Source organism: Paraburkholderia translucens (assembly GCF_020881035.1).
GTDB classification, from domain to species: domain Bacteria; phylum Pseudomonadota; class Gammaproteobacteria; order Burkholderiales; family Burkholderiaceae; genus Paraburkholderia; species Paraburkholderia translucens.
This window is the reverse complement of the sequence record NZ_JAJITC010000001.1, coordinates 618,744-637,591: the sequence shown is the minus strand read 5'-3', so window position 1 is coordinate 637,591 and position 18,848 is coordinate 618,744. Positions and strand designations below refer to the sequence as shown.

Here is an 18,848-nt window from a genome sequence, read left to right as displayed (position 1 = left end):
GCATGCCTTACGCCGCAGTCAACGGCACCGAGCTTCACTATCGTATCGACGGCGATCGTCATGGCCATGCGCCGTGGCTCGTGCTGTCGAATTCGCTCGGCACCGATATGTCCATGTGGTCGTCGCAGGTCGCGGCGTTGTCGAAGCACTTCCGCGTGCTGCGGTACGACACGCGCGGCCACGGTCATTCGGAAGCACCGAAGGGGCCCTACACGATCGAACAGCTGAGCGGCGACGTGCTCGGCCTGATGGACACGCTGAAGATCGCGCGCGCGAACTTCTGCGGCATCTCGATGGGCGGCCTGACCGGCATCGCGCTTGCCGCGCGTCACGGCGACCGCTTCGAGCGCGTCGTGCTGTCCAACACCGCCGCGCGCATCGGCTCGCCGGAAGTGTGGGTGCCGCGTGCCGCGAAGGCGCGCCACGAAGGCATGTTCGCGCTTGCCGACGCGGTGCTGCCGCGCTGGTTCACGGCAGACTTCATCGAGCGCGAGCCGGTCGTTCTGGCGATGATCCGCGACGTGTTCGTGCATACCGACAAGGAAGGCTACGCGTCGAACTGCGACGCGATCGACGCGGCCGATCTGCGCCCTGAAGTGCCGGGCATCAAGCTGCCGACGCTCGTGATCAGTGGCACGCACGATCTGGCCGCGACCCCCGCGCAGGGGCGCGAACTCGCGCAGGCGATTCCGGGCGCACGTTACGTCGAGCTCAACGCCTCGCATATTTCTAACATCGAGAAGGTCGACGAGTTCACGAAAACCGTGCTCGACTTTCTGACGGATACAAAATGAACGACGAAGACCGTTACGAAGCCGGCATGGGGGTGCGTCGCGCGGTGCTGGGCGACGCGCACGTGGACCGTTCGCTCGCGAACCGCACCGAGCTGACCGAGGAGTTCCAGAACCTGATCACGCGCTATGCGTGGGGCGAGATCTGGACGCGTGAAGGTCTGCCGCGTCATACGCGCAGCCTGCTGACGATCGCGATGATGGTTGCGTTGAACCGCAGCGAAGAACTCGCGCTGCACCTGCGCGCCGCGAAGAACAACGGCGTGTCGCGCGAGCAGATCAAGGAAGTGCTGATGCAGACCGCGATTTACTGCGGCGTGCCGGCGGCTAACTCAGCGTTCCACCTGGCCGACAAGCTGTTCCGCGAGGACGATGCGGCGGCCGCGGCGGCGAAGCCTTAAAGACTGGGCACTTGGTCTTCCGCTTCATCAGCCACAGCGCGACGGACGTCTTCGTCGCGCTGAGGCCGCGCGATGCGGGTCCGGGTCTAGACCGGCGCGGTTCACTCGATCTGCCTGTACCGAGTGTCCCCCCTGACAAGCTGCAACTATTTGGAAACGATACGAAACGGTTCGTCACGAATCGTACACTCCGATTCGCCTATCCCGTACACAGCAACCACCTTGATCTTATTTCCGTTTCGTTCCTCAAAGGTAATCTGATAGACCCCGCGCCACATTGGTTCGCCATCCTCATATATACCGATCTTCTCGGACGCCAGTCGCACCGCCCTTGTTTTCGTACGGTCAAAATCCAGCGAGAGGATGTCAGTTTTTCTCACCGCCATCTCGGCCACATAGGCCGGAAACCGGTCGCCGCATGGCGGGTATGATCCGGGTTCCGCCAGACATAACGCGGGAAGGGATAGCAGCGGGACTGCAAAAGCGTGTTTCATGGATTCAAAGGGCCTCACTCTATCTGCTTGAACATTCTGTCGTTCTCGACTCCTGGCAGCAAATGCCTCGAAACGACAAAGACCTCCACGGAACTGATCAAGCATTCGAATTCGCCAGCGTCGTTCACAGTAATCACCTTGATCTTATTTCCGTTTTTCTCATGGAAGGTAATGTGATAGACCTCACGCCACAACTGTTCGCCATCCTCATATTTTCCTATTTTTTCGGACGCCAGTTGCACGGCTTGGGTTTTTGTATAGTCGATATTGCCAAGCATGCCTGTGTCTCTTAGGCTGTTTTCGGCGATGTTGGTCGGCCACCTGTCGCATGGTGGATTCGGTCTGCCTTGCGCCAAGCATAGTGCGGGAAGGAATAGCAGCAGGACTGGAAGAGCGCATTTCATGGATGTTCCACCCTAAGCATTCTGTCCCCACTGTTCCAGATTTTCTCCCGAAATGGCAAGCGCAGAACGATACACCCATTTGACGCGTTGCCGGGTTCTTTCATGCTGTCGCCGTGGATCATGAAGCCGTCGCGTCCGCCTAGGCTCCTTCCCGCAACGGGGTTGAGCCGCATTGAATCCCCCCGGTTTTGGGGTGCGGAAACGGTACCGTAATTTCATACAGGCCGACAGGGATCGGTCCTTTGTCGTGGACATACTGGCTGCTGTGTCTGTCCTTGTGCTCGCCCTTGCCGGAATATCCGGTATTTGTGATGTATTCGTCGTCGTGATACAACAAGCGGCTTTCATGCCTGTAAATCCAAACCATCGTCCTTTTTCCATATTGGTTGTACGAACCAACGATTAAATCAGACCATTCAGCGGCGCACAATTTTTAAGATAGGCGTCAGTTTCATCTGGATGCCGTATTGAGCGGACAGAGGCGAGCGCATGGATCGCGAGGGATCACGGCAAATATGAGTACGGATTGCGCGTACCACCGATATCTCCTGTGACGCCCCCACAGCGCTCCCGCAGTCCAATCCGGGGGGCGAACGCGCGGAACCAAACGGCGTGACTATTCAAATCCGTTCTTGAAAGGCGCTGTATTCGAGGGGAAAAGAGAACCACGCCGCAACGATTGACGGTACCGAAGCAATCCCCACGGCTTGCGCGATTCCGCGCGCCCAATATTACTTATGCGGTAGTCGTCGCCACAACGCTCGCCGGCACCTGCACACACAGTGCGCGCAGCACCGTCTCCTTGATCACCTCGCGCCAATGCGCGAGTGCCGCCTCGTCCATCAGCGGTTCGCCGAGAAAAGCGCCGAGCGTGTACTGACTGGCGTTATAGAAATAGCCGAACTGGCAGTAGGAAAGGTTGCGGTAGCGGCCGGCCATTTCAGTTCGTTGATTCCGACTGGCCCTCACCAGTCAGGGTCGTCCTGTGTTCGGCGCAGGCCAGCGGGCCAGAGCATTGAACCACAGCAGGATGATGTTCACCACCGGGATGAAGGCCAACAGCGACCATGCTCCCGGATATCCCGCCTTTTTCAGGATCAGCCATAGAGGGATGACCTCCACGATGGTGATAAAAAACAACAACGATCAACCAGTGCAATATGGAAAGGGAGCCCACGCACACCTCGATCTTTGACTGGTAACGACAACCATACCGAAACGTGACTGGCTCCCTTTGTGACTGCACCGCCTGTCGTTTCACGGTCAGTTTCGCATGCTTGTCGGAAGGCGCGCGTGAAAAGCTACTTTAGCTCTTTAATCAGCGGTTCGACTGGTCCCATGTGTTGCGACACAAGAAAAACCTCGACACCACTCATCGAACATTCTGACCATCCGGCGTCGTTCACAGTAATAACGCTTACCTGCTTTCCGCTATTTTCGTAGTAGGTAATGTGATAGACCTCACGGTACAGGTCCTTGCCGTAGAACCGGTCTTTGCCGATCTTCTCCGAGGCAAGTCGTACGGCCATGGTTTTGGAATGATCGATCTTCGTCGGGTCAATGATGCCCTCGTTTCTCAGTCTGCCTTCTGCTACGTTGGTTGGCCATCTGTCGCAGGGTGGGGGTTTCGCCAGACACACCGCGGAAAGTGATAACAGCAGGATTGCAACAGAACGTTTCATGGATGCACCACCTTTAGCAGTCTGTCTCCACTGTTCCAGATTCTCATCCGTATAGTGGGGTCCAAAACGATGCAGCCGTTTGACGCGTTGCCGGGTTCTTTTATGCTGTCGCCATGGATCATGAAGCCAGCACGCCCGTGTGTATTCGTCCCGTTGATGGGAGTGAGCCGCATCGAATACGGTCCTGTATGGTCATGCCTGAACGGCGCCCCGATGGTGTACTCGCCAACGGGGATGGGCCCGATGTCGCGTACATATTGCATGTCGTGATTATCCTTCCCTTTGCCGCGACCGGAATACCCACCTGTGTATACGAGCATCGTGTCGTGATACAGGAGGCCGCTGCTGTGTCTGTAAATCCACGCCATTGGTTTTTTCCTCGTTGGTTTTACGAATCAACGATTACACCAGATCATCCTGTCGAGAACAATTTTTAAGATATGTGAAAATGGTTCACCTGCGCTCCTGCATCGCGCTGTTGGACGCGAGCGTCAGCGGACACGCACTGTACCGAAATCAACCGTTTGGGCATACGGCGAAAAATGGCCCAGGTTGCGAGTACCCCCTGTAGTGTGTGTGACGCCCCAAGGCCACCCCGCGGTCCAGATGCACCGGGTAAAACGTACAAAATCACACCTATGATTTTTGCGCGTTTGTGCTTGAAAAACGGACTATTCATCAGGAGCGCGAAGTCACGCCGCACGGTGCGGCGCAACGCAATGTAAAGAATGCGAATCCAAGCAACAAAAAGGGAACGCGGAGAATGCAGTCGCAACGAACAAAACGATAAAAGTCCAGATGTGCAAAAAGCCGGACGTTAGGAACGTCGGCGCAGTGAAGCCTCAAGCCACGAAAACCGCAACAAACGAAAGCCGCAAAACGAAACCACCTGTTACGGTTGTGAAGGAATGACCGCCGTTCAGGATTGGTATAGAAGGAATCCGCACGGCATTCGCGAATTCGGCGCGCGCCGATATTTTTTATGCGGTAGTCGTCGCCACAACGCTTACCGGCACCTGCACACACAGTGCGCGCAGCACCGTCTCCTTGATCACCTCGCGCCACTGCGCGAGTGCCGCCTCGTCCATCAGCGGTTCGCCGAGAAAAGCGCCGAGCGTGTACTGATTGGCGTTATAGAAATAGCCGAGCGACGCGATCATCAGGTATACGTCGCGCACCTCGAAAGATGGCAATCAGGCTTCGCAACCTGGCCGTGCAGGTCGACGAAACACGCATCGAAATGGGAGAGGCCGTCGAGCCGCCCGCGCGCCGCGCGGTCGCGATCGCGGCGATTGATAATCCGTATGCGGGCCGCTATGAGGCGAAGCCCGACGCGCCGCTGCGCGCGGCGGTCGGGAAGGGCGCCGCAATGGTGCCGTCGGAGAAGAAGATCGGCACCCTCGGCACCGCGATCGACGTGCCGCTCGGCCACAAGGACGCCGCCGACGTGCGCAGCCATTTCGACGCGATCAAGACGCGCGTGGCCGACGAGCCGCGCGCCAGCGAAATCGTCGTGGCGGTTGCAGTGACCGCGTCGGGCCGGCCGCTGCCGCGCATCGGCGGCCTGCAGGCGAGCGAGATCAAGGGCGAGGACGGTTTGCGCTGAGCGGGCGCTTTTTCCGCCGCTTTGTTACCTTCGCTTGTTGCCTGGGTTGTTTCACTGGTAGTGTCCTGCCGTTGACGCGGGCGCGCATGGTGCCGCCCGCGCTGCAACGTCCGCCGATCGGGGCGCTGCGCGCGTTGCGCAAGCGTCGTTCGGCGAGCTTCCGAGGGTCGCGATGTTTTCGAATCTGCTCGTACAACTGGTCAATGGACTCGCCGACGCGTCGACGCTGTTTCTGGTCGCCGCCGGTTTGTCGTTGATCTTCGGCGTGACGCGCATCGTCAACTTTGCGCACGGCTCGTTCTATATGTTCGGCATCTACGTCGCGTATAGCATGGCGAGCCGCTTCGGCCACACGGCGGCCGGCTTCTGGTTGTCGGTGCTGGCCGCCGCGCTCGCGGTCGCCGTGCTCGGCGCGCTCGTCGAAATCGTCGTGCTGCGGCGGATCTATCAGGCGCCAGAGTTGTTCCATCTGCTCGCCACTTTCGCGCTCGTGCTGATCTTTCGCGATACCGCGCTATGGCTATGGGGCCCCGACGATCTGTTCGGTCCACGCGCTCCGCATCTCGCGGGCGCGGTCGATTTTCTCGGTCATCCGCTGCCCGCTTACGATATCGCGCTGATCGTGATCGGCCCGGCCGTACTGCTGCTGCTGTGGTACGCGTTGACGCGCACGCGCTGGGGCACGCTGGTGCGCGCCGCGACTCAGGATCGCGAGATGCTCGGCGCGCTCGGCATCAATCAGGCATGGCTCTTTACCGGGGTATTCTTCGCCGGCGCGTTTCTCGCGGGACTCGGTGGCGCGCTGCAAGGACCGCGCATGTCGGCGAACCTGTCGCTCGATCTCGAGACGATCGGCAATGCGTTCGTGGTCGTCGTGGTCGGCGGGATGGGTTCGATTCCTGGCGCGTTCGTCGCGGCGTTGCTGATCGCCGAGATCAAGGCGCTGTGCATCGGCATCGGACACGTGACGATCTTCGGTATCGGTTTGTCGCTGAGCCGCTTCACGCTGGTGGCCGAATTCGTCGTGATGGCGGTCGTGCTGGTGGTGCGGCCATGGGGTTTGCTCGGCCGCGCGAGCGCCGCGGTGCGCGCGATGGGCGCGCCGGAAACGCCGTTGCGCCCGGCGGGCAAGCGTCTGAAGTGGCTCGTCGCCTTCGTGTTGCTGGTGCTCATACTCGCGCCGCTCGCGGCCAGCGTGTTTCCGTATATGCCGGTGCTGCTCGTCGAAATCCTGATCGCAGTGCTGTTCGCGACGAGCCTGCATTTCATCATGGGTCCGGGCGGCCTGCATTCGTTTGGCCATGCCGCGTACTTTGGACTCGGCGCATACGGCGCGGCGCTGTTCCTCAAGGTGCTGAACCTGCCGATGGAAGGCGCGCTTCTGCTCGGGCCGCTGCTCGCCGTGGTCGGCGCACTCGTGTTCGGCTGGTTCTGCGTGCGCCTCTCCGGCGTCTATCTCGCGATGCTGACGCTCGCGTTCGCGCAGATCGTCTGGTCGGTCGTGTTCCAGTGGGACGACGTGACCGGCGGCAGCAACGGCATCCTCGGCCTGTGGCCGTCGAACTGGCTGTCCTCGCCGGTCGCGTTCTACTACCTGACGCTCGCGTGCGCGGTGCTCGGTGTGTGGCTGTTGCGCCGCATGCTGTTCTCGCCGCTCGGTTACGCGATGCGCGCGTCGCGCGATTCCGCGCTGCGTGCCGAGGCGATAGGCATCGACGTGAAGCGGGTGCAGTGGGCGTCGTTCGTGATCGCCGCGCTGTTCTGCGGACTCGCCGGATCGCTGTACGCGTTTTCGAAGGGCAATATCTCGCCCGAAGTGATCAGCGTGAGCCGTTCGGTCGATGGCCTCGTGATGGTGCTGCTCGGCGGCTTGCAAACGTTGAGCGGGCCGATCGTCGGCGCGGCCGTGTTCACCTGGCTGCAGGATACGGTCGCGCGCCAGACCGACTACTGGCAGGCGCTGCTCGGTTTCGCGATCCTGCTGCTGGTGATCGCGTTTCCGCAGGGTATCGTCGGCTTCATTCGCGAGCGTTTCGGCGATGCCAACGACGATCAGGCAGACAAGACCAACGGCGGCGCCGCGTCGCCGTCACAACGGACCGCCGCGGTCAAGGAGGGCCTATGAGCCTGTTGCGCGTGAGCGGTCTGTCGCGGTCGTTCGGCGGAGTGAAGGCTGTTGACGACGTTTCATTCGAGCTCGAAGCCGGGCAACTGCTGGCACTGCTGGGTCCCAACGGCGCGGGCAAGTCCACCTGTTTCAACATGGTCAACGGGCAGTTGCAGCCGTCGGCGGGGTCGATCCTGCTCGATGGTCATGAACTCGTCGGCATGCGGCCGCGCGATATCTGGCGACGTGGCGTCGGCCGCACGTTCCAGATCGCCGCGACGTTCAACTCCATGACGGTGCTCGAAAACGTGCAGATGGCGCTGGTGTCGCGCGAGAAAAAGACTTTCGGCCTGTGGAAGCCGGCAGGCTCGCACTTTGCCGACGAAGCGTTCGCGCTGCTCGAACAGGTCGGCATGAGCGAGCATGCGAAGCGCGCGTGCGGCGTGCTCGCGTATGGCGACGTAAAGCGCGTGGAACTCGCGATCGCGCTTGCAAACCGGCCAAAGCTGCTGTTGATGGACGAGCCGACCGCCGGGATGGCGCCGAAGGAGCGCAACGAACTGATGGCATTGACCAAACGTCTCGTGACGGAACACAAGATCGGCGTGCTGTTCACAGAACACAGCATGGACGTCGTATTCGCGTACGCCGACCGGATGATCGTGCTTGCGCGCGGCAAGCTGATCGCCGAGGGCGACGCCGACACGATCCGCAACGACGCGCGCGTGCAGGAAGTCTATTTCGGCACGGGGAAGACGTTCCGCCCGCACGCGCCGCTACGAAACTCCGCGGACAACGCGCAAAACGGGCGGGGGACGCAGCAATGAGCGAACCGATGCTGAAAGTCTCCGGCCTCAACGCGTTCTACGGTCGTGCTCAAATCCTGTTCGACGTCGCACTCGAAGTCGGCCGTGGCGAAGTAGTCGCGTTGATGGGCCGCAACGGCGCCGGCAAATCGACGACGATGAAAGCGGTGATGGGACTGCTGCCGCGCCGCCGCGGCGAAGTGACGTTTCGCGGCCAGAACATCAGCGCGCTCGCGCCGTACAAGATCGCGCGCATGGGCGCCGGTTTCGTGCCTGAGGACCGCCGCGTGTTCGCGGACCTGACTGTGCTGGAGAACCTCGACACGGGCCGTCAGCCGCCGCGCGAAGGCGCACCGCAATGGACGCCCGAAAAGCTGTTCCGCCTGTTCCCGAATCTCGGCGAAATGCCCAATCGGCCCGGCGGCCAGATGAGCGGCGGCGAGCAGCAGATGCTGACCGTCTCGCGCACGCTGATGGGCAATCCGTATCTGGTGCTGCTCGATGAACCGTCCGAAGGCGTCGCGCCCGTGATCGTCGAGCAGATGGCGAACATGATTCTCGAACTGAAGCGCGAAGGGCTGTCCATTCTGCTATCTGAACAGAATCTGCACTTCGCCGGGCTGGTCAGCGACCGCGCGTATGTGCTCGAAAAAGGGCAGATCCGTTTCAGCGGCACGATTGGCGAACTCGCACGGAACGAAACCGTGAGGCGCGCTTATCTGAGCGTGTGAATCGATCCGGAAATCCGGGCGAAAGCCGGCGGCGGGCCGCACCTGTTTGGTGCGCATGCGTCGCTCGCATTGAACAAGAACCTGGACGGCGCGACGCCGGACCACCTGATGCGCGTGATTCTCGACGGCGTCGGCTCGCCTGCCCGGCCCGAAGTCGGTACGATGCCGCCTTACCGCGACAGCTTCAACGACGCCCCAATCGCCGAACTCGTGTCGTATCCGCGCACGCGGTTCGCGGGCGGCAAGCAGGCATGGCAGGACGTGGCTGCGAGTATGGCCAGAATTCGCCCGCAACCGCGCGAGCAATGAGCCGCCCATCGTCCGTCCGAACGCTTGCACGCTCACACGTCTGATAAAAATCACCATTTCTACTGATAACGGAGAAACGCATGACCACACGCGCAGGATGGCTCTCTCGCCTTATGGTGACGACCGCGTGCTCGTTCGCCGCGCTCGGCGCGAGCGCCCAGCAGACCATCAAGATCGGCGAAATCAATAGCTACAAGGCGCAGCCCGCCTTTCTCGGGCCTTACAAACAGGGCTGGAATCTCGCGCTCGACCAGGTGAACGCGGCGGGCGGCGTGCTCGGCAAGCAGCTCGAAGTGGTCTCGCGCGACGATAACGCCAACCCCGGCGACACGATTCGCGTCGCCCAGGAGCTGATTGCGCGGGAGCAGGTGCAGCTGCTGTTCGGCGGCTACCTGTCGAACACCGGCCTCGCGCTCGCCGACTTCGCGAAGCAGAAGAAGATCTTCTTCCTCGCGGCCGAACCGCTGACCGACAAGATCGTCTGGGCCGACGGCAACAAATATACGTACCGTCTGCGTCCTTCGACTTACATGCAGGTGGCGATGCTGGTGCCCGAGGCCGCGAAGCTGAAGAAAAAGCGCTGGGCGATCGTGTATCCGAACTACGAGTACGGGCAATCGGCAGTGGCGACGTTCAAGAAGCTGCTGAGCGCCGTTCAGCCGGACGTGCAGTTCGTCGTCGAGCAGGCGACGCCGCTCGGCAACGTCGACGCGGGCGCGGTGAGCCAGGCGATCGCCGATGCGAAACCCGATGCGATCTTCAACGTGCTGTTCGGCGCCGACCTCGGCAAGTTCGTGCGCGAGGGCAATACGCGCGGGCTCTTCAAGGATCGCGCGGTGGTGTCGCTCCTCACCGGCGAGCCCGACTACCTCGATCCGCTCGGCGCCGAAGCGCCGAGCGGCTGGATCGTGACCGGCTATCCGTGGTATTCGATCGATACGGCCGCGAACAGGAAATTCGTCGACGCCTATCAGGCGAAGTATCACGACTATCCGCGGCTAGGCTCGGTCGTCGGCTATTCGGCGCTGATGTCGATCGCGGAGGGGATCAGGAAAGCTGGTTCGACCGACCCGGACAAGCTCGCCGCCGCGTTCAAGGGGCTCAACGTGCAGACGCCGTTCGGGCCGATCACGTACCGCGCGCAGGACAACCAGTCGACGATGGGCGCGTATGTCGGGGTGACCGGCTTGAAAGATGGCAAGGGGGTGATGACGTCGTACCGGTACGTGGATGGCGCGAGCGTGCAGCCGTCGGATGCCGAAGTGAAGAAGCTGCGGCCGGCGGATTGAGGACGTGGTGCGCGGCGGTCCGTGGTGACTGCCGCGCGATGGCGTTGGCTGCTGGCGGGTCGGAAAACTACTCTTCCGCGTCGTGCTCGGTGACGAAGCGCTTCAGATAGGCGAGCACGGCCGCTTCCATCGCGCGATGATCGGCGGTGTTTTTCGAGCCCGCGTTCTCTTCATCGCCGAACAGTGTGGACGGCGCGTCGTGCACGTCCACTTCCTGCCCCTCGCGAAACACGCGGATCTCGTGGACGTCTTCGGCGTACTCGGCGATCCAGTGAACGCCCTCGATGTGCGCGCCGGCGCGAACGGTAGCGGTCTTCATGGCTGTCTCCCTGCACAGCAAGCAATGCCGTCGGAGCAGACCCTGTGCCGCCCCTTGTCCACCACCATACGCCGTCCTGCCTATGCACGCGAGTCCCCCGCGTCGCGCGCTGAACGTTGACTGGCGCGGGCGCTCCGGCACGTTCGTTGCTGAACGTCGAAGTGCCACCCACAACCGGAGGACCATCATGCCAGAGCAGAAAACCTTGAAACGTGCCGCGGCCGATAAACGCGCCGGCAAATCAGCGAGCACTCAAGCAGGAGAGTTCGTCAAGGAACAGGTGGACAAGGTGCGCGCCGGCAAGCACGGCGTGCGTTCGGCGAAGCAGGCCATTGCGATCGGACTGTCGCAGGCGCGCCGCGCGGGCGTCGACCTGAAGCCGCCGAAGCAGGGCGCGGCGAGCGAGGCGACCCGCAAGAAAGCGCAGAAGGACAGCGCGGCGGGCAAGCGCGAAGGCGCCGCGAAGAAGAGCGCAAGCAAGGAGTCGAGCGCGAAGCGCTCGCGCGTGACGACCGGCGTGCTCAAGCGCGAGAGCAAGGCCGGGGCGTCGCCGGCGGCGATGTCGAAGCAGGCCAAGTCGGCGGCTGCCAGGCGGCCTGCGGCGAGCCGCTCGGCAGCGGCGAAGAAAGGCGCTGCGACGAAGGGCGCGGCCGCACGCTCCGCCGCCGCGAAGAAGGCTGCGCATACGCGGGCGTCGCGCGCGCATCACTGACACGCCTGGCGCGCACCCTTGCGGGTGCCGCCGCGCGATGGTTGTCGCCGATTGCGCGCGTTCTTACTGCACGGTCGCCAGCACCTCGCCGACCGTCTGGAAAATCCGCGCGATCTGCTCTTCGTCGACGATCAGCGGCGGCGAGAACGCAAGAATATCGCCGGTGAAGCGGATCAGCACGCCCGCCTCGAAGCATTTGACGAACGCCTCGTAAGCGCGCGCGCCCGGCGCGCCGTCGCGCGCTTCGAGCTCGATGCCGGCGACGAGGCCGAGGTTGCGCACGTCCTTCACGTGTTTCGCGTCGCGCAGCGCATGCGCGGCCGCTTCGAACCTCGGTGCGAGGCTGGCCGCGCGCTCGAACAGATGGTCGCGGCGATACAGATCCAACGTGGCGATCGCGGCCGCGGCCGCCGCCGGATGCGCCGAGTAGGTGTAGCCATGGAACAGCTCGATCGCGCCCGGCGCGCCGCTGCCCACGACGGTGTCGTGAATCGCTCGGCTCGCCGCGACCGCGCCCATCGGAATCGACGCGTTGTTGATCGCCTTCGCCAGCGTAATGAGGTCCGGCGTGACGCCGAAGTATTCGCTCGCGGTCGCCTTGCCGAGGCGGCCGAAACCCGTGATCACCTCGTCGAAGATCAGCAGGATGCCGTGCTTCGTGCAGATCTCGCGCAGCTTCTGCAGATAGCCTTGCGGCGGAATCAGCACGCCGGTCGAGCCGGCCACCGGCTCGACGATCACCGCGGCGATCGTCGACGCATCGTGCAGCGTGACGATGCGCTCCAGTTCCTCGGCCAGATGCGCGCCCCACGCGGGCTGGCCCTTCGAGAACGCGTTGTGTTCGAGATTGTGCGTGTGCGGCAGATGATCGACCGCCGGCAGCAGCGCACCCGAAAACGTCTTGCGATTCGGCGCGATGCCGCCGACCGAAATGCCGCCGAAACCGACACCGTGATAACCGCGCTCGCGGCCGATCAGACGCGTGCGCTGACCTTCGCCGCGCGCGCGATGGTAGGCGAGCGCGATTTTCAGCGCGGTGTCGACCGATTCGGAGCCCGAGTTCGTGAAGAAGATGCGGTCGAGCCCGGTGGGCATCAGTTCCGCAACCTTCGCCGCCGCTTCGAACGCGAGCGGATGACCCATCTGGAACGTTGGCGCGAAGTCGAGCGTCGAGAGTTGCTGCGTGATCGCGGCGACGATCTCGTCGCGGCTATGGCCGGCATTCACGCACCACAGCCCGGCGCAGCCGTCGAGAATCTCGCGGCCGTCGGTGCTGCGGTAGTACATGCCCTTCGCCGATTCCAGCAGGCGCGGCGCGGCCTTGAACTGGCGATTGGCGGTGAACGGCATCCAGAATGACGACAGATCGTCGATGACGGGGCGCGAAGTCATGGCATTTCCTCGAAGTGAGTGTCGGTCGGGGGCTTGGGGCGTAGCCAAACTGTAGCGCCCGAGGTTTAATGGCGGCATAAACAGTTGACCAGGTGTGATGCCAACTGTGCTGGCGGATTCGCGCGAACTGTGAAGGTTAGCGGGCGGTCCGCGTTTCGCTTTTTTGGCCGCTGGTCTTTTTGCCCGCATCATGATTGAACTGGACCTTCAACGCGACCGGCGCGCTGCGCCAACGCTCGTCGAACAGATCGTGCAAGGCTTCGCGCGCGCGATCGACGCGCAATCGCTGCGCGCCGGCGCGCTGCTGCCATCAGTGCGCCAGCTCGCGCAAAGCCACGCGCTGAGCACCTTCACGGTGACGGAGGCGTATAGCCGGCTCGTGTCGATGGGGCTCGTGGTCGCGCGGCGCGGCTCCGGCTACCGCGTGGCGGCGCGCCTCGTGGCCACGCGCGCGGCCGTTGCCGACTGGCAGCCGCCGAGCCTGACCGCGACGTGGCTGCTGTCCGACGTGTTCGCCGATCATTCGGTGCCGATCAAGGCCGGCTGCGGCTGGCTGCCGAGCGAATGGATCAACGAGAGCGGCCTGCAACACGCGTTGCGCGCGCTGAGCCGGGTGCCGGCCGCGCGCATTGGCGACTACGGCCATCCGTACGGCTTCGCGCCGCTGCGCGAGCGTATCGCCGAACAGCTCGACCGGCGCGGCCTGCCCGTCGACGTTGCGAACGTGCTGCTCACGCAGGGCGCGACGCAGGGGCTGGATCTGATCGTGCGTACGCTGCTGCGCGCGGGCGATGCGGTGATCGTCGAGGATCCCGGTTACTGCAACCTGCTGCAAATCCTGAAGCTCGCCGGGCTCGTCGTGCATGGCGTGCCGCGCACACCGGCCGGCGTCGATACGGACGTGCTCGCCACGCTGGTCGAGCGGCACAAGCCGAAGGCCATCTTCGTCAATACGACGCTGCAGAATCCGACCGGCGCGACGTACGGCATGTCGGCCGCGTTCCGCTTGCTGCAGATCGCCGAGCGCGAGCGCCTCTGGGTGATCGAGGACGACGTGAGCCGCGAACTCGCGCCGGCCGGCGCGCCGCTCTTCGCGGCGATGGAAGGCCTGCAGCGCGTGCTGTACGTCGGCGGTTTTTCGAAGACGGTGACGCCCGCGCTGCGCTGCGGCTACGTGGTCGCCGAACAGGCGGTGCTGCGCGAGCTTGCACGCACGAAGATGGCGGTGGGGCTCACGTCGTCGGAAACGATCGAGCGGATCGTCGACAAAGTGCTGGTGGAAGGGCGTTACGCGCACCATGTCGAGACGGTCAACGAACGGCTGAAGCTCGCGCACACGGCGCTCGAAGAACGGCTCGACGCGCTTGGGCTCGAAGTCTTTCACCGGCCGCGCGCGGGACTGTTCATGCTGGCGCGCCTGCCGATCGAAGCAGAGCGCGCCGCCGAGGTCGCGACTGCCGCGCTCGGGCACGGCATCTGGCTCGCGCCGGGATCGTACTTCCGTCCCGATGACGCGCCGAGCAGCTGGTTCCGCTTCAACGCGCCGTATTCGACCGACGACGCGTTATGGCGCTTCATCGAGCGGGTCGGGCAAAGGACGTGGTAGGCGCCGCTTCGCGTGCGCTCAGCCGCCCAGCCCAACCAGCTTGAGCACGATCGGATACAGCGACGCCACGAGCAGGAGCGCCATCGCGATGTTGAAGACGCGCAGCCGCTTCGGATTCGACAGCACCTCGCGCATCGCCGTGCCGAAACCCGCCCATATGCAGATGCACGGAAAGCCGATTACATAGAACACCGCCGCCATCGCGACCGCGTTGATGCCGAAGCTGTTGCTCAGATGGATCGTCGTCGCCGCGGTCAGCACCATCATCCATGCCTTCGGATTGACCCACTGAAACGCGATCGCTTCATGGAAGCGCATCGGCCGGCGCTCGCCGTTCCTGAGCTTTAGCTCGCCCGACGTGCCGATTTTCCACGCCAGATACAGCAGATAAGCGACGCTGACGACTTCGAGCACGGTGTACAGGACAGGGAAGTGCGCGAACGCTTCGCCGAGACCGATACCGACCGACAGCATCAACAGCACCACGCCGGCACTGATGCCGGACAGATGCGGCAGCGTGCGGCGAAAGCCGAAATTGACGCCCGACGCGAGCAGCATCGTGTTGTTCGGACCGGGTGTGATCGAGGTGACGAGCGCGAACAGAATGCCGGCCGGCAGCGCGCTGAGAGTGACGAAAGACATGGGGGCTCCGGTGTCGCCAATAGAAAACGGTGAAGCTCATTCTAGCGACAGCGCCCGGTACAGTACCTGTACGGTTTTGAGAATGGTCCCCGGTACGGATTGCCGGTGACCGAGTGGACAGCAAGCACTGGCTCATGTGGCGTTTCAATACTCGGTAGTTAACATATGTTGCAATTATTATTTTAGTGGCAACATATGTAGAGGACTGGCCCGGAAGAAGCCCGCCATCCATCAGGAACCTACCGCACGATTGGAGATAGCCATGAAAGTGATGAATTGGTCTGCAGTTGCCGCACTCGTGGCGGCAACCTCGGCGAGTCCGGGCGCATTCGCGCAGGACGTGACGTCCACCCTCGCGAAAATCCAGCAAAGCGGCGTGATCGCGATTGGCCACCGCGAGACGTCGGTGCCGTTCTCGTATGTCGACGCGAACAACCAGGTGATCGGCTTTTCGCAGGACCTGTGCAACAAGGTTATCGATGCGGTGAAGGTGAAAACGAAGCGTGCGGACCTCAAGGTGCGCTTCATACCTGTCACCTCGCAGAACCGCATTCCGCTCGTGCAGAACGGCACGGTCGATCTCGAATGCGGCGTGACGACCAATCTCGCCGCGCGCCAAAGCCAGGTGACGTTTGCCGACACGTTCTTCGTCGCGACGACGCGTCTTCTGACGCGCAAGGATTCGGGCATCAAGGACTTCCCGGATCTCGCGGGCAAGACGGTGGTGACGAATCAGGGCACGACGTCCGAGCGCATCCTGCGCAAGATGAATGAAGACAAAAAGATGAACATGCAGATCATCAGCGCGAAGGATTACGGCGAAGGGCGCCTCACGCTCGAGAGCGGCCGTGCCGTCGCGTACATGATGGATGACGTGTTGCTTGCCGGCACACGCACGCTGACCGCGAACCCGTCGGACTGGATCATCACGGGCACGCCGCAATCGTCGGAAGCGTATGGCTTCATGATGCGCCGCGAGGATCCCGAGTTCAGAAAACTCGTCGACGACACGCTCGAACAGACGATGAAAGGATCGGAAATCCACACGATGTACGACAGATGGTTCGTCAAGCCCGTGCCGCCGAAGAACATCAGCTTCGACTTTCCGATGAGCGATTCGCTCAAGCAGCTTTACGCAAAGCCGAACGACAAGGCGCTTGAATAGCGGCGTTGATCGCGCCCATTGCGTGCGTTTCGCAGTGGCGTGGCATTGTTTTTCCCTCTATACCTGGAACAGGCGACGCGTTGCGGTTGAATGCGTCGCCGGATCGCAGGAAGGAGGTGCAAAGTGATGAGGCCGATAGAGCGTTCGCGGGACAAAAGAGTTTTTCTCAGAGGAGTTCTCAGCGGTGCGCTCGTGCTGGCGGGCATTTTCATGGCGTCTGCGAACAGTGGCGCCCAGATGCGCGTCATCACGATCGTCTCGGGCAGCTTTGGCGAGAATTGCGGCGCGCCGCACGGCAATCTGACTCGCGAGCTCGCGCGTCATTGCAACGGACGGCAGACGTGTGATTACGCGATGCCCGGCCTGCACCTGAACGGCACGACGATGACGTGCGCGAGCAACTTCAGCGCCGAATGGCATTGCGACCACGCGGACTTTCACACAGCAGCGCTGAGTCCCGGCGTGAAATCGGGCGATACGCTCGTGCTGGGTTGCGCCGAGTCGCGCGGTGCGGGCAAATGACCGGCTGTGCAAGTAGAAAGGCCGAGTCCCGAACGGGCCTCGGCCTTGTATCGATCATCGCTGTTTCCTTTAGCCGGTTTTACGAACCGGCGTAAAGCGCCGCTTGCCCAGCGGCGGTCCGATGCGACGGAAGCGCTCCCGCTTGTGTTCTTCTTCGAAGTGAGCCAGCGACGGCTTGACCAGATCGCTGCGCGATACGATTCCGACCAGACGCATGCTGTTCCTATCGGCGACCACAGGCAAGCGTTCGAGACCCAGCACGGCAAGCCGCGTCGCCACGAGCCGGCATGTTTCGGAGGGCAAGGCGAAGGCGGTGTTGTGCTGCGCGAATACGTCGGCGAGCGTCATTGTGCGCTTGCGCTCCGAGTCTTCGGCGCAGAAGCGTTCGAGCGACGTGCGCTCGGCCACGCCGATTACCACGCCGTCGCGTACCACCGGATAGGCGCGGCGCGACTGGTTCGCGCCGAACCGAGTCTGCAGTGTCGCGCCGACCGTCGCGGCGGCATCGACCGATTCGACCGAGCCGGTCATCACTTCGTCGACATAGTGACGCTCTAGCGGATCGACGCCGTACTCGCGATAGATGTGATAACCGCGCCGCGCGATTTTCTCGGTCATGATCGAGCGCCGCATCGCGAGCACGGCGAAACCGTGCGCGATCAGCGTTGCCGCCAGCAGCGGCAGCAGCGCATTGGCATCGTGCGTGAGACCGAAGGCGAATACGATGGCCGTCAGCGGCGCGCCGAGCGTGGCGCCGAGCGTTGCGGCCATGCAGACGAGCGGCCACAGGGCCGGTTCGCCGCCAGGCAGCCAGTGCGCGAGCACCGTGCCGAGCCCGGCGCCGAGCATGAGCAGCGGTGCGAGCACGCCGCCCGACGTGCCCGAGCCGAGCGCGACGACCCACATCGCTGCCTTCACGGCGAGCAGCACGAGCGCGACCTGCACCGCAATATTCTGATGCAGCAGATCGCCAATCACGTCGTAACCGACGCCGAGCGCGCGCGGTTCGAGCCAGCCGCCAATGCCCACCACGATGCCGCCGAGGGCCGGCCACCACATCCAGTGGATCGGCAGTTTGCCGAACAGGTCTTCCACCTTGTAGAGCGCGGCGGATAGGCCCGACGCCAGCGCGCCCGACAATACGCCGGCGACCGCGCACGACAGCAGCGACCAGCCATTGGGCGCGGCAGTCTGCAGCGGAAACAGCGGACCTGTACCGAAGAAAATCGCGCGGGCGAAACCGGCGACCGCACAAGCCACCGCGACCGGCAGAAAACTGCGCGGCCGCCATTCGAACAGGAGCAGTTCGACCGCCAGCAGCACGGCCGCGAGCGGCGTGCCGAACACCGCGGTCATGCCGGCCGCGGCGCCGGCCACGAGCAGCGTCTTGCGTTCAGCCGAAGTGAGCTTCACGCACTGCGCGATCAGCGAGCCGAGCGCGCCGCCGGTCATGATGATCGGGCCTTCGGCGCCGAACGGCCCGCCGCTGCCGATCACGATGCCCGACGAGAGCGGCTTGAGCACCGCCACTTTCGGCGACATCCTGCTCTTGCCGAACAGGATCGCTTCGATCGCCTCGGGAATGCCGTGGCCGCGAATCTTCTCGGAGCCGAAGCGCGCCATCAACCCGACGATCAGGCCGCCGATCACCGGCACGCCGATTACCCACACGCCGAGCGTGTTGGTGGCGGGCGAGCGGTCGGCGAACGACAGCATGCCGAAGAAGAACAGATTGGTGAAGAGGCGAATCAGATTCAGCAAAGCAAAGGCGGCAAATGTGCTGACGACGCCGATGCACGCGGCGAGCGCAAAAATGCCGGGAAGTCGTGCATTCGCCGCAAAGTCGCGTTTGTGGGAATCCATGCTCATG

At 62.9% G+C, this 18,848-nt stretch carries 21 protein-coding genes and 2 pseudogenes; 12 read left to right on the top strand and 11 right to left on the bottom strand.

Features of this window, described 5'->3' with window-relative positions:
• Positions 1–2 precede the first annotated feature (2 nt).
• Positions 3–794, top strand: a complete 792-nt coding sequence (gene pcaD, locus LJ655_RS02910; RefSeq protein WP_230559744.1) for a 3-oxoadipate enol-lactonase — start codon at positions 3–5, stop codon at positions 792–794.
• On the top strand, positions 791–1,192 hold the full coding sequence (pcaC, locus tag LJ655_RS02905) for a 4-carboxymuconolactone decarboxylase (RefSeq protein WP_230559743.1): 402 nt from the start codon (positions 791–793) through the stop codon (positions 1,190–1,192). Before pcaD ends, pcaC begins: the two co-directional genes overlap by 4 nt.
• 146 nt (positions 1,193–1,338) lie before the next feature.
• Here the strand turns inward: pcaC and LJ655_RS02900 are convergent, their stop codons facing one another.
• The 7 genes and pseudogenes from LJ655_RS02900 to LJ655_RS02870 form a co-directional block, all read right to left on the bottom strand.
• Positions 1,339–1,686, bottom strand: a complete 348-nt coding sequence (locus tag LJ655_RS02900; RefSeq protein ID WP_230559742.1) for a hypothetical protein — start codon at positions 1,684–1,686, stop codon at positions 1,339–1,341.
• Positions 1,687–1,700: 14 nt separating this feature from the next.
• A complete protein-coding gene (locus LJ655_RS02895) occupies positions 1,701–2,090 on the bottom strand; it encodes a hypothetical protein (protein WP_230559741.1) in 390 nt (129 codons plus the stop codon).
• Between the two features lie 735 nt (positions 2,091–2,825).
• Positions 2,826–3,029 carry a hypothetical protein gene (locus LJ655_RS02890; RefSeq protein WP_425605762.1) on the bottom strand — a complete coding sequence of 68 codons (204 nt, stop codon included), beginning with the start codon at positions 3,027–3,029 and terminating at the stop codon, positions 2,826–2,828.
• Positions 3,030–3,062: 33 nt separating this feature from the next.
• Positions 3,063–3,230, bottom strand: coding sequence for a hypothetical protein (locus tag LJ655_RS02885; protein ID WP_230559740.1), 168 nt, complete (start codon positions 3,228–3,230; stop codon positions 3,063–3,065).
• Between the two features lie 161 nt (positions 3,231–3,391).
• The gene (locus tag LJ655_RS02880) at positions 3,392–3,772 is read right to left on the bottom strand and encodes a hypothetical protein (protein WP_230559739.1); all 381 of its coding nucleotides are present in this window, start codon (positions 3,770–3,772) and stop codon (positions 3,392–3,394) included.
• A complete protein-coding gene (locus LJ655_RS02875) occupies positions 3,769–4,092 on the bottom strand; it encodes a tlde1 domain-containing protein (RefSeq protein WP_268991319.1) in 324 nt (107 codons plus the stop codon). The genes LJ655_RS02880 and LJ655_RS02875 overlap by 4 nt, the downstream gene beginning before the upstream one ends.
• Positions 4,093–4,752: 660 nt before the next feature.
• Positions 4,753–4,953 (bottom strand): annotated as a pseudogene (locus LJ655_RS02870) (TetR family transcriptional regulator); the annotation flags it as partial.
• Between the two features lie 5 nt (positions 4,954–4,958).
• Here LJ655_RS02870 and LJ655_RS02865 point away from each other — a divergent pair.
• The 6 genes and pseudogenes from LJ655_RS02865 to LJ655_RS02840 all read left to right on the top strand — a co-directional run bounded on the left by LJ655_RS02865 (position 4,959) and on the right by LJ655_RS02840 (position 10,620).
• A complete protein-coding gene (locus LJ655_RS02865; RefSeq protein WP_230559737.1) occupies positions 4,959–5,378 on the top strand; it encodes an amino acid synthesis family protein in 420 nt (139 codons plus the stop codon).
• A 172-nt stretch (positions 5,379–5,550) separates the two neighbouring features.
• On the top strand, positions 5,551–7,503 hold the full coding sequence (locus LJ655_RS02860; protein ID WP_230559736.1) for an ABC transporter permease: 1,953 nt from the start codon (positions 5,551–5,553) through the stop codon (positions 7,501–7,503).
• On the top strand, positions 7,500–8,312 hold the full coding sequence (locus LJ655_RS02855) for an ABC transporter ATP-binding protein (RefSeq protein ID WP_230559735.1): 813 nt from the start codon (positions 7,500–7,502) through the stop codon (positions 8,310–8,312). The genes LJ655_RS02860 and LJ655_RS02855 overlap by 4 nt, the downstream gene beginning before the upstream one ends.
• Positions 8,309–9,022 (top strand): ABC transporter ATP-binding protein, encoded by a 714-nt coding sequence (locus LJ655_RS02850; protein WP_230559734.1) that lies wholly within the window; start codon positions 8,309–8,311, stop codon positions 9,020–9,022. Before LJ655_RS02855 ends, LJ655_RS02850 begins: the two co-directional genes overlap by 4 nt.
• Positions 9,023–9,049: 27 nt before the next feature.
• Positions 9,050–9,331 (top strand): annotated as a pseudogene (locus tag LJ655_RS02845) (c-type cytochrome); the annotation flags it as partial.
• Between the two features lie 80 nt (positions 9,332–9,411).
• Positions 9,412–10,620 carry an ABC transporter substrate-binding protein gene (locus LJ655_RS02840; RefSeq protein WP_230559733.1) on the top strand — a complete coding sequence of 403 codons (1,209 nt, stop codon included), beginning with the start codon at positions 9,412–9,414 and terminating at the stop codon, positions 10,618–10,620.
• 67 nt (positions 10,621–10,687) lie between these two features.
• Here the strand turns inward: LJ655_RS02840 and LJ655_RS02835 are convergent, their stop codons facing one another.
• On the bottom strand, positions 10,688–10,939 hold the full coding sequence (locus LJ655_RS02835; RefSeq protein WP_230559732.1) for a hypothetical protein: 252 nt from the start codon (positions 10,937–10,939) through the stop codon (positions 10,688–10,690).
• A gap of 187 nt (positions 10,940–11,126) precedes the next feature.
• Between LJ655_RS02835 and LJ655_RS02830 the strand changes: the two genes are divergently transcribed.
• Positions 11,127–11,651: a DUF6496 domain-containing protein gene (locus LJ655_RS02830; protein ID WP_230559731.1), complete on the top strand. Its 525-nt coding sequence runs from the start codon at positions 11,127–11,129 to the stop codon at positions 11,649–11,651.
• 63 nt (positions 11,652–11,714) lie between these two features.
• Here the strand turns inward: LJ655_RS02830 and aptA are convergent, their stop codons facing one another.
• Positions 11,715–13,043 (bottom strand): omega-aminotransferase AptA, encoded by a 1,329-nt coding sequence (gene aptA / locus LJ655_RS02825; RefSeq protein WP_230559730.1) that lies wholly within the window; start codon positions 13,041–13,043, stop codon positions 11,715–11,717.
• Between the two features lie 190 nt (positions 13,044–13,233).
• Between aptA and LJ655_RS02820 the strand changes: the two genes are divergently transcribed.
• Entirely contained in the window at positions 13,234–14,649 is a 1,416-nt protein-coding gene (locus tag LJ655_RS02820) for an aminotransferase-like domain-containing protein (RefSeq protein ID WP_230559729.1), read from the top strand.
• Positions 14,650–14,667: 18 nt separating this feature from the next.
• Here the strand turns inward: LJ655_RS02820 and LJ655_RS02815 are convergent, their stop codons facing one another.
• Positions 14,668–15,291, bottom strand: a complete 624-nt coding sequence (locus LJ655_RS02815) for a LysE family translocator (protein ID WP_230559728.1) — start codon at positions 15,289–15,291, stop codon at positions 14,668–14,670.
• A gap of 262 nt (positions 15,292–15,553) precedes the next feature.
• On the opposite strand from LJ655_RS02815, the gene LJ655_RS02810 reads away from it, so the two are divergent.
• Together LJ655_RS02810 and LJ655_RS02805 are read left to right on the top strand one after the other, a co-directional pair.
• On the top strand, positions 15,554–16,456 hold the full coding sequence (locus LJ655_RS02810) for a glutamate/aspartate ABC transporter substrate-binding protein (protein ID WP_230559727.1): 903 nt from the start codon (positions 15,554–15,556) through the stop codon (positions 16,454–16,456).
• Positions 16,457–16,666: 210 nt separating this feature from the next.
• Entirely contained in the window at positions 16,667–16,978 is a 312-nt protein-coding gene (locus LJ655_RS02805; protein WP_230559726.1) for a hypothetical protein, read from the top strand.
• A 69-nt stretch (positions 16,979–17,047) separates the two neighbouring features.
• Here the strand turns inward: LJ655_RS02805 and LJ655_RS02800 are convergent, their stop codons facing one another.
• Positions 17,048–18,847, bottom strand: coding sequence for a chloride channel protein (locus LJ655_RS02800; protein WP_230559725.1), 1,800 nt, complete (start codon positions 18,845–18,847; stop codon positions 17,048–17,050).
• Position 18,848: the final 1 nt, after the last annotated feature.

Excerpts from the sequence above, each read along its gene's own strand:
- aptA (WP_230559730.1), bottom strand. The coding sequence starts at position 13,043 with ATGACTTCGCGCCCCGTCATCGACGATCTGTCGTCATTCTGGATGCCG.
- LJ655_RS02810 (WP_230559727.1), top strand. The coding sequence starts at position 15,554 with ATGAAAGTGATGAATTGGTCTGCAGTTGCCGCACTCGTGGCGGCAACC.
- LJ655_RS02890 (WP_425605762.1), bottom strand. The coding sequence starts at position 3,029 with ATGGCCGGCCGCTACCGCAACCTTTCCTACTGCCAGTTCGGCTATTTC.
- LJ655_RS02895 (WP_230559741.1), bottom strand. The coding sequence starts at position 2,090 with ATGAAATGCGCTCTTCCAGTCCTGCTGCTATTCCTTCCCGCACTATGC.
- LJ655_RS02840 (WP_230559733.1), top strand. The coding sequence starts at position 9,412 with ATGACCACACGCGCAGGATGGCTCTCTCGCCTTATGGTGACGACCGCG.
- LJ655_RS02900 (WP_230559742.1), bottom strand. The coding sequence starts at position 1,686 with ATGAAACACGCTTTTGCAGTCCCGCTGCTATCCCTTCCCGCGTTATGT.
- LJ655_RS02855 (WP_230559735.1), top strand. The coding sequence starts at position 7,500 with ATGAGCCTGTTGCGCGTGAGCGGTCTGTCGCGGTCGTTCGGCGGAGTG.
- LJ655_RS02820 (WP_230559729.1), top strand. The coding sequence starts at position 13,234 with ATGATTGAACTGGACCTTCAACGCGACCGGCGCGCTGCGCCAACGCTC.
- LJ655_RS02880 (WP_230559739.1), bottom strand. The coding sequence starts at position 3,772 with ATGAAACGTTCTGTTGCAATCCTGCTGTTATCACTTTCCGCGGTGTGT.
- LJ655_RS02830 (WP_230559731.1), top strand. The coding sequence starts at position 11,127 with ATGCCAGAGCAGAAAACCTTGAAACGTGCCGCGGCCGATAAACGCGCC.
- LJ655_RS02850 (WP_230559734.1), top strand. The coding sequence starts at position 8,309 with ATGAGCGAACCGATGCTGAAAGTCTCCGGCCTCAACGCGTTCTACGGT.
- pcaC (WP_230559743.1), top strand. The coding sequence starts at position 791 with ATGAACGACGAAGACCGTTACGAAGCCGGCATGGGGGTGCGTCGCGCG.
- pcaD (WP_230559744.1), top strand. The coding sequence starts at position 3 with ATGCCTTACGCCGCAGTCAACGGCACCGAGCTTCACTATCGTATCGAC.
- LJ655_RS02800 (WP_230559725.1), bottom strand. The coding sequence starts at position 18,847 with ATGAGCATGGATTCCCACAAACGCGACTTTGCGGCGAATGCACGACTT.
- LJ655_RS02865 (WP_230559737.1), top strand. The coding sequence starts at position 4,959 with ATGGCAATCAGGCTTCGCAACCTGGCCGTGCAGGTCGACGAAACACGC.
- LJ655_RS02875 (WP_268991319.1), bottom strand. The coding sequence starts at position 4,092 with ATGCTCGTATACACAGGTGGGTATTCCGGTCGCGGCAAAGGGAAGGAT.
- LJ655_RS02815 (WP_230559728.1), bottom strand. The coding sequence starts at position 15,291 with ATGTCTTTCGTCACTCTCAGCGCGCTGCCGGCCGGCATTCTGTTCGCG.
- LJ655_RS02805 (WP_230559726.1), top strand. The coding sequence starts at position 16,667 with ATGGCGTCTGCGAACAGTGGCGCCCAGATGCGCGTCATCACGATCGTC.
- LJ655_RS02835 (WP_230559732.1), bottom strand. The coding sequence starts at position 10,939 with ATGAAGACCGCTACCGTTCGCGCCGGCGCGCACATCGAGGGCGTTCAC.
- LJ655_RS02860 (WP_230559736.1), top strand. The coding sequence starts at position 5,551 with ATGTTTTCGAATCTGCTCGTACAACTGGTCAATGGACTCGCCGACGCG.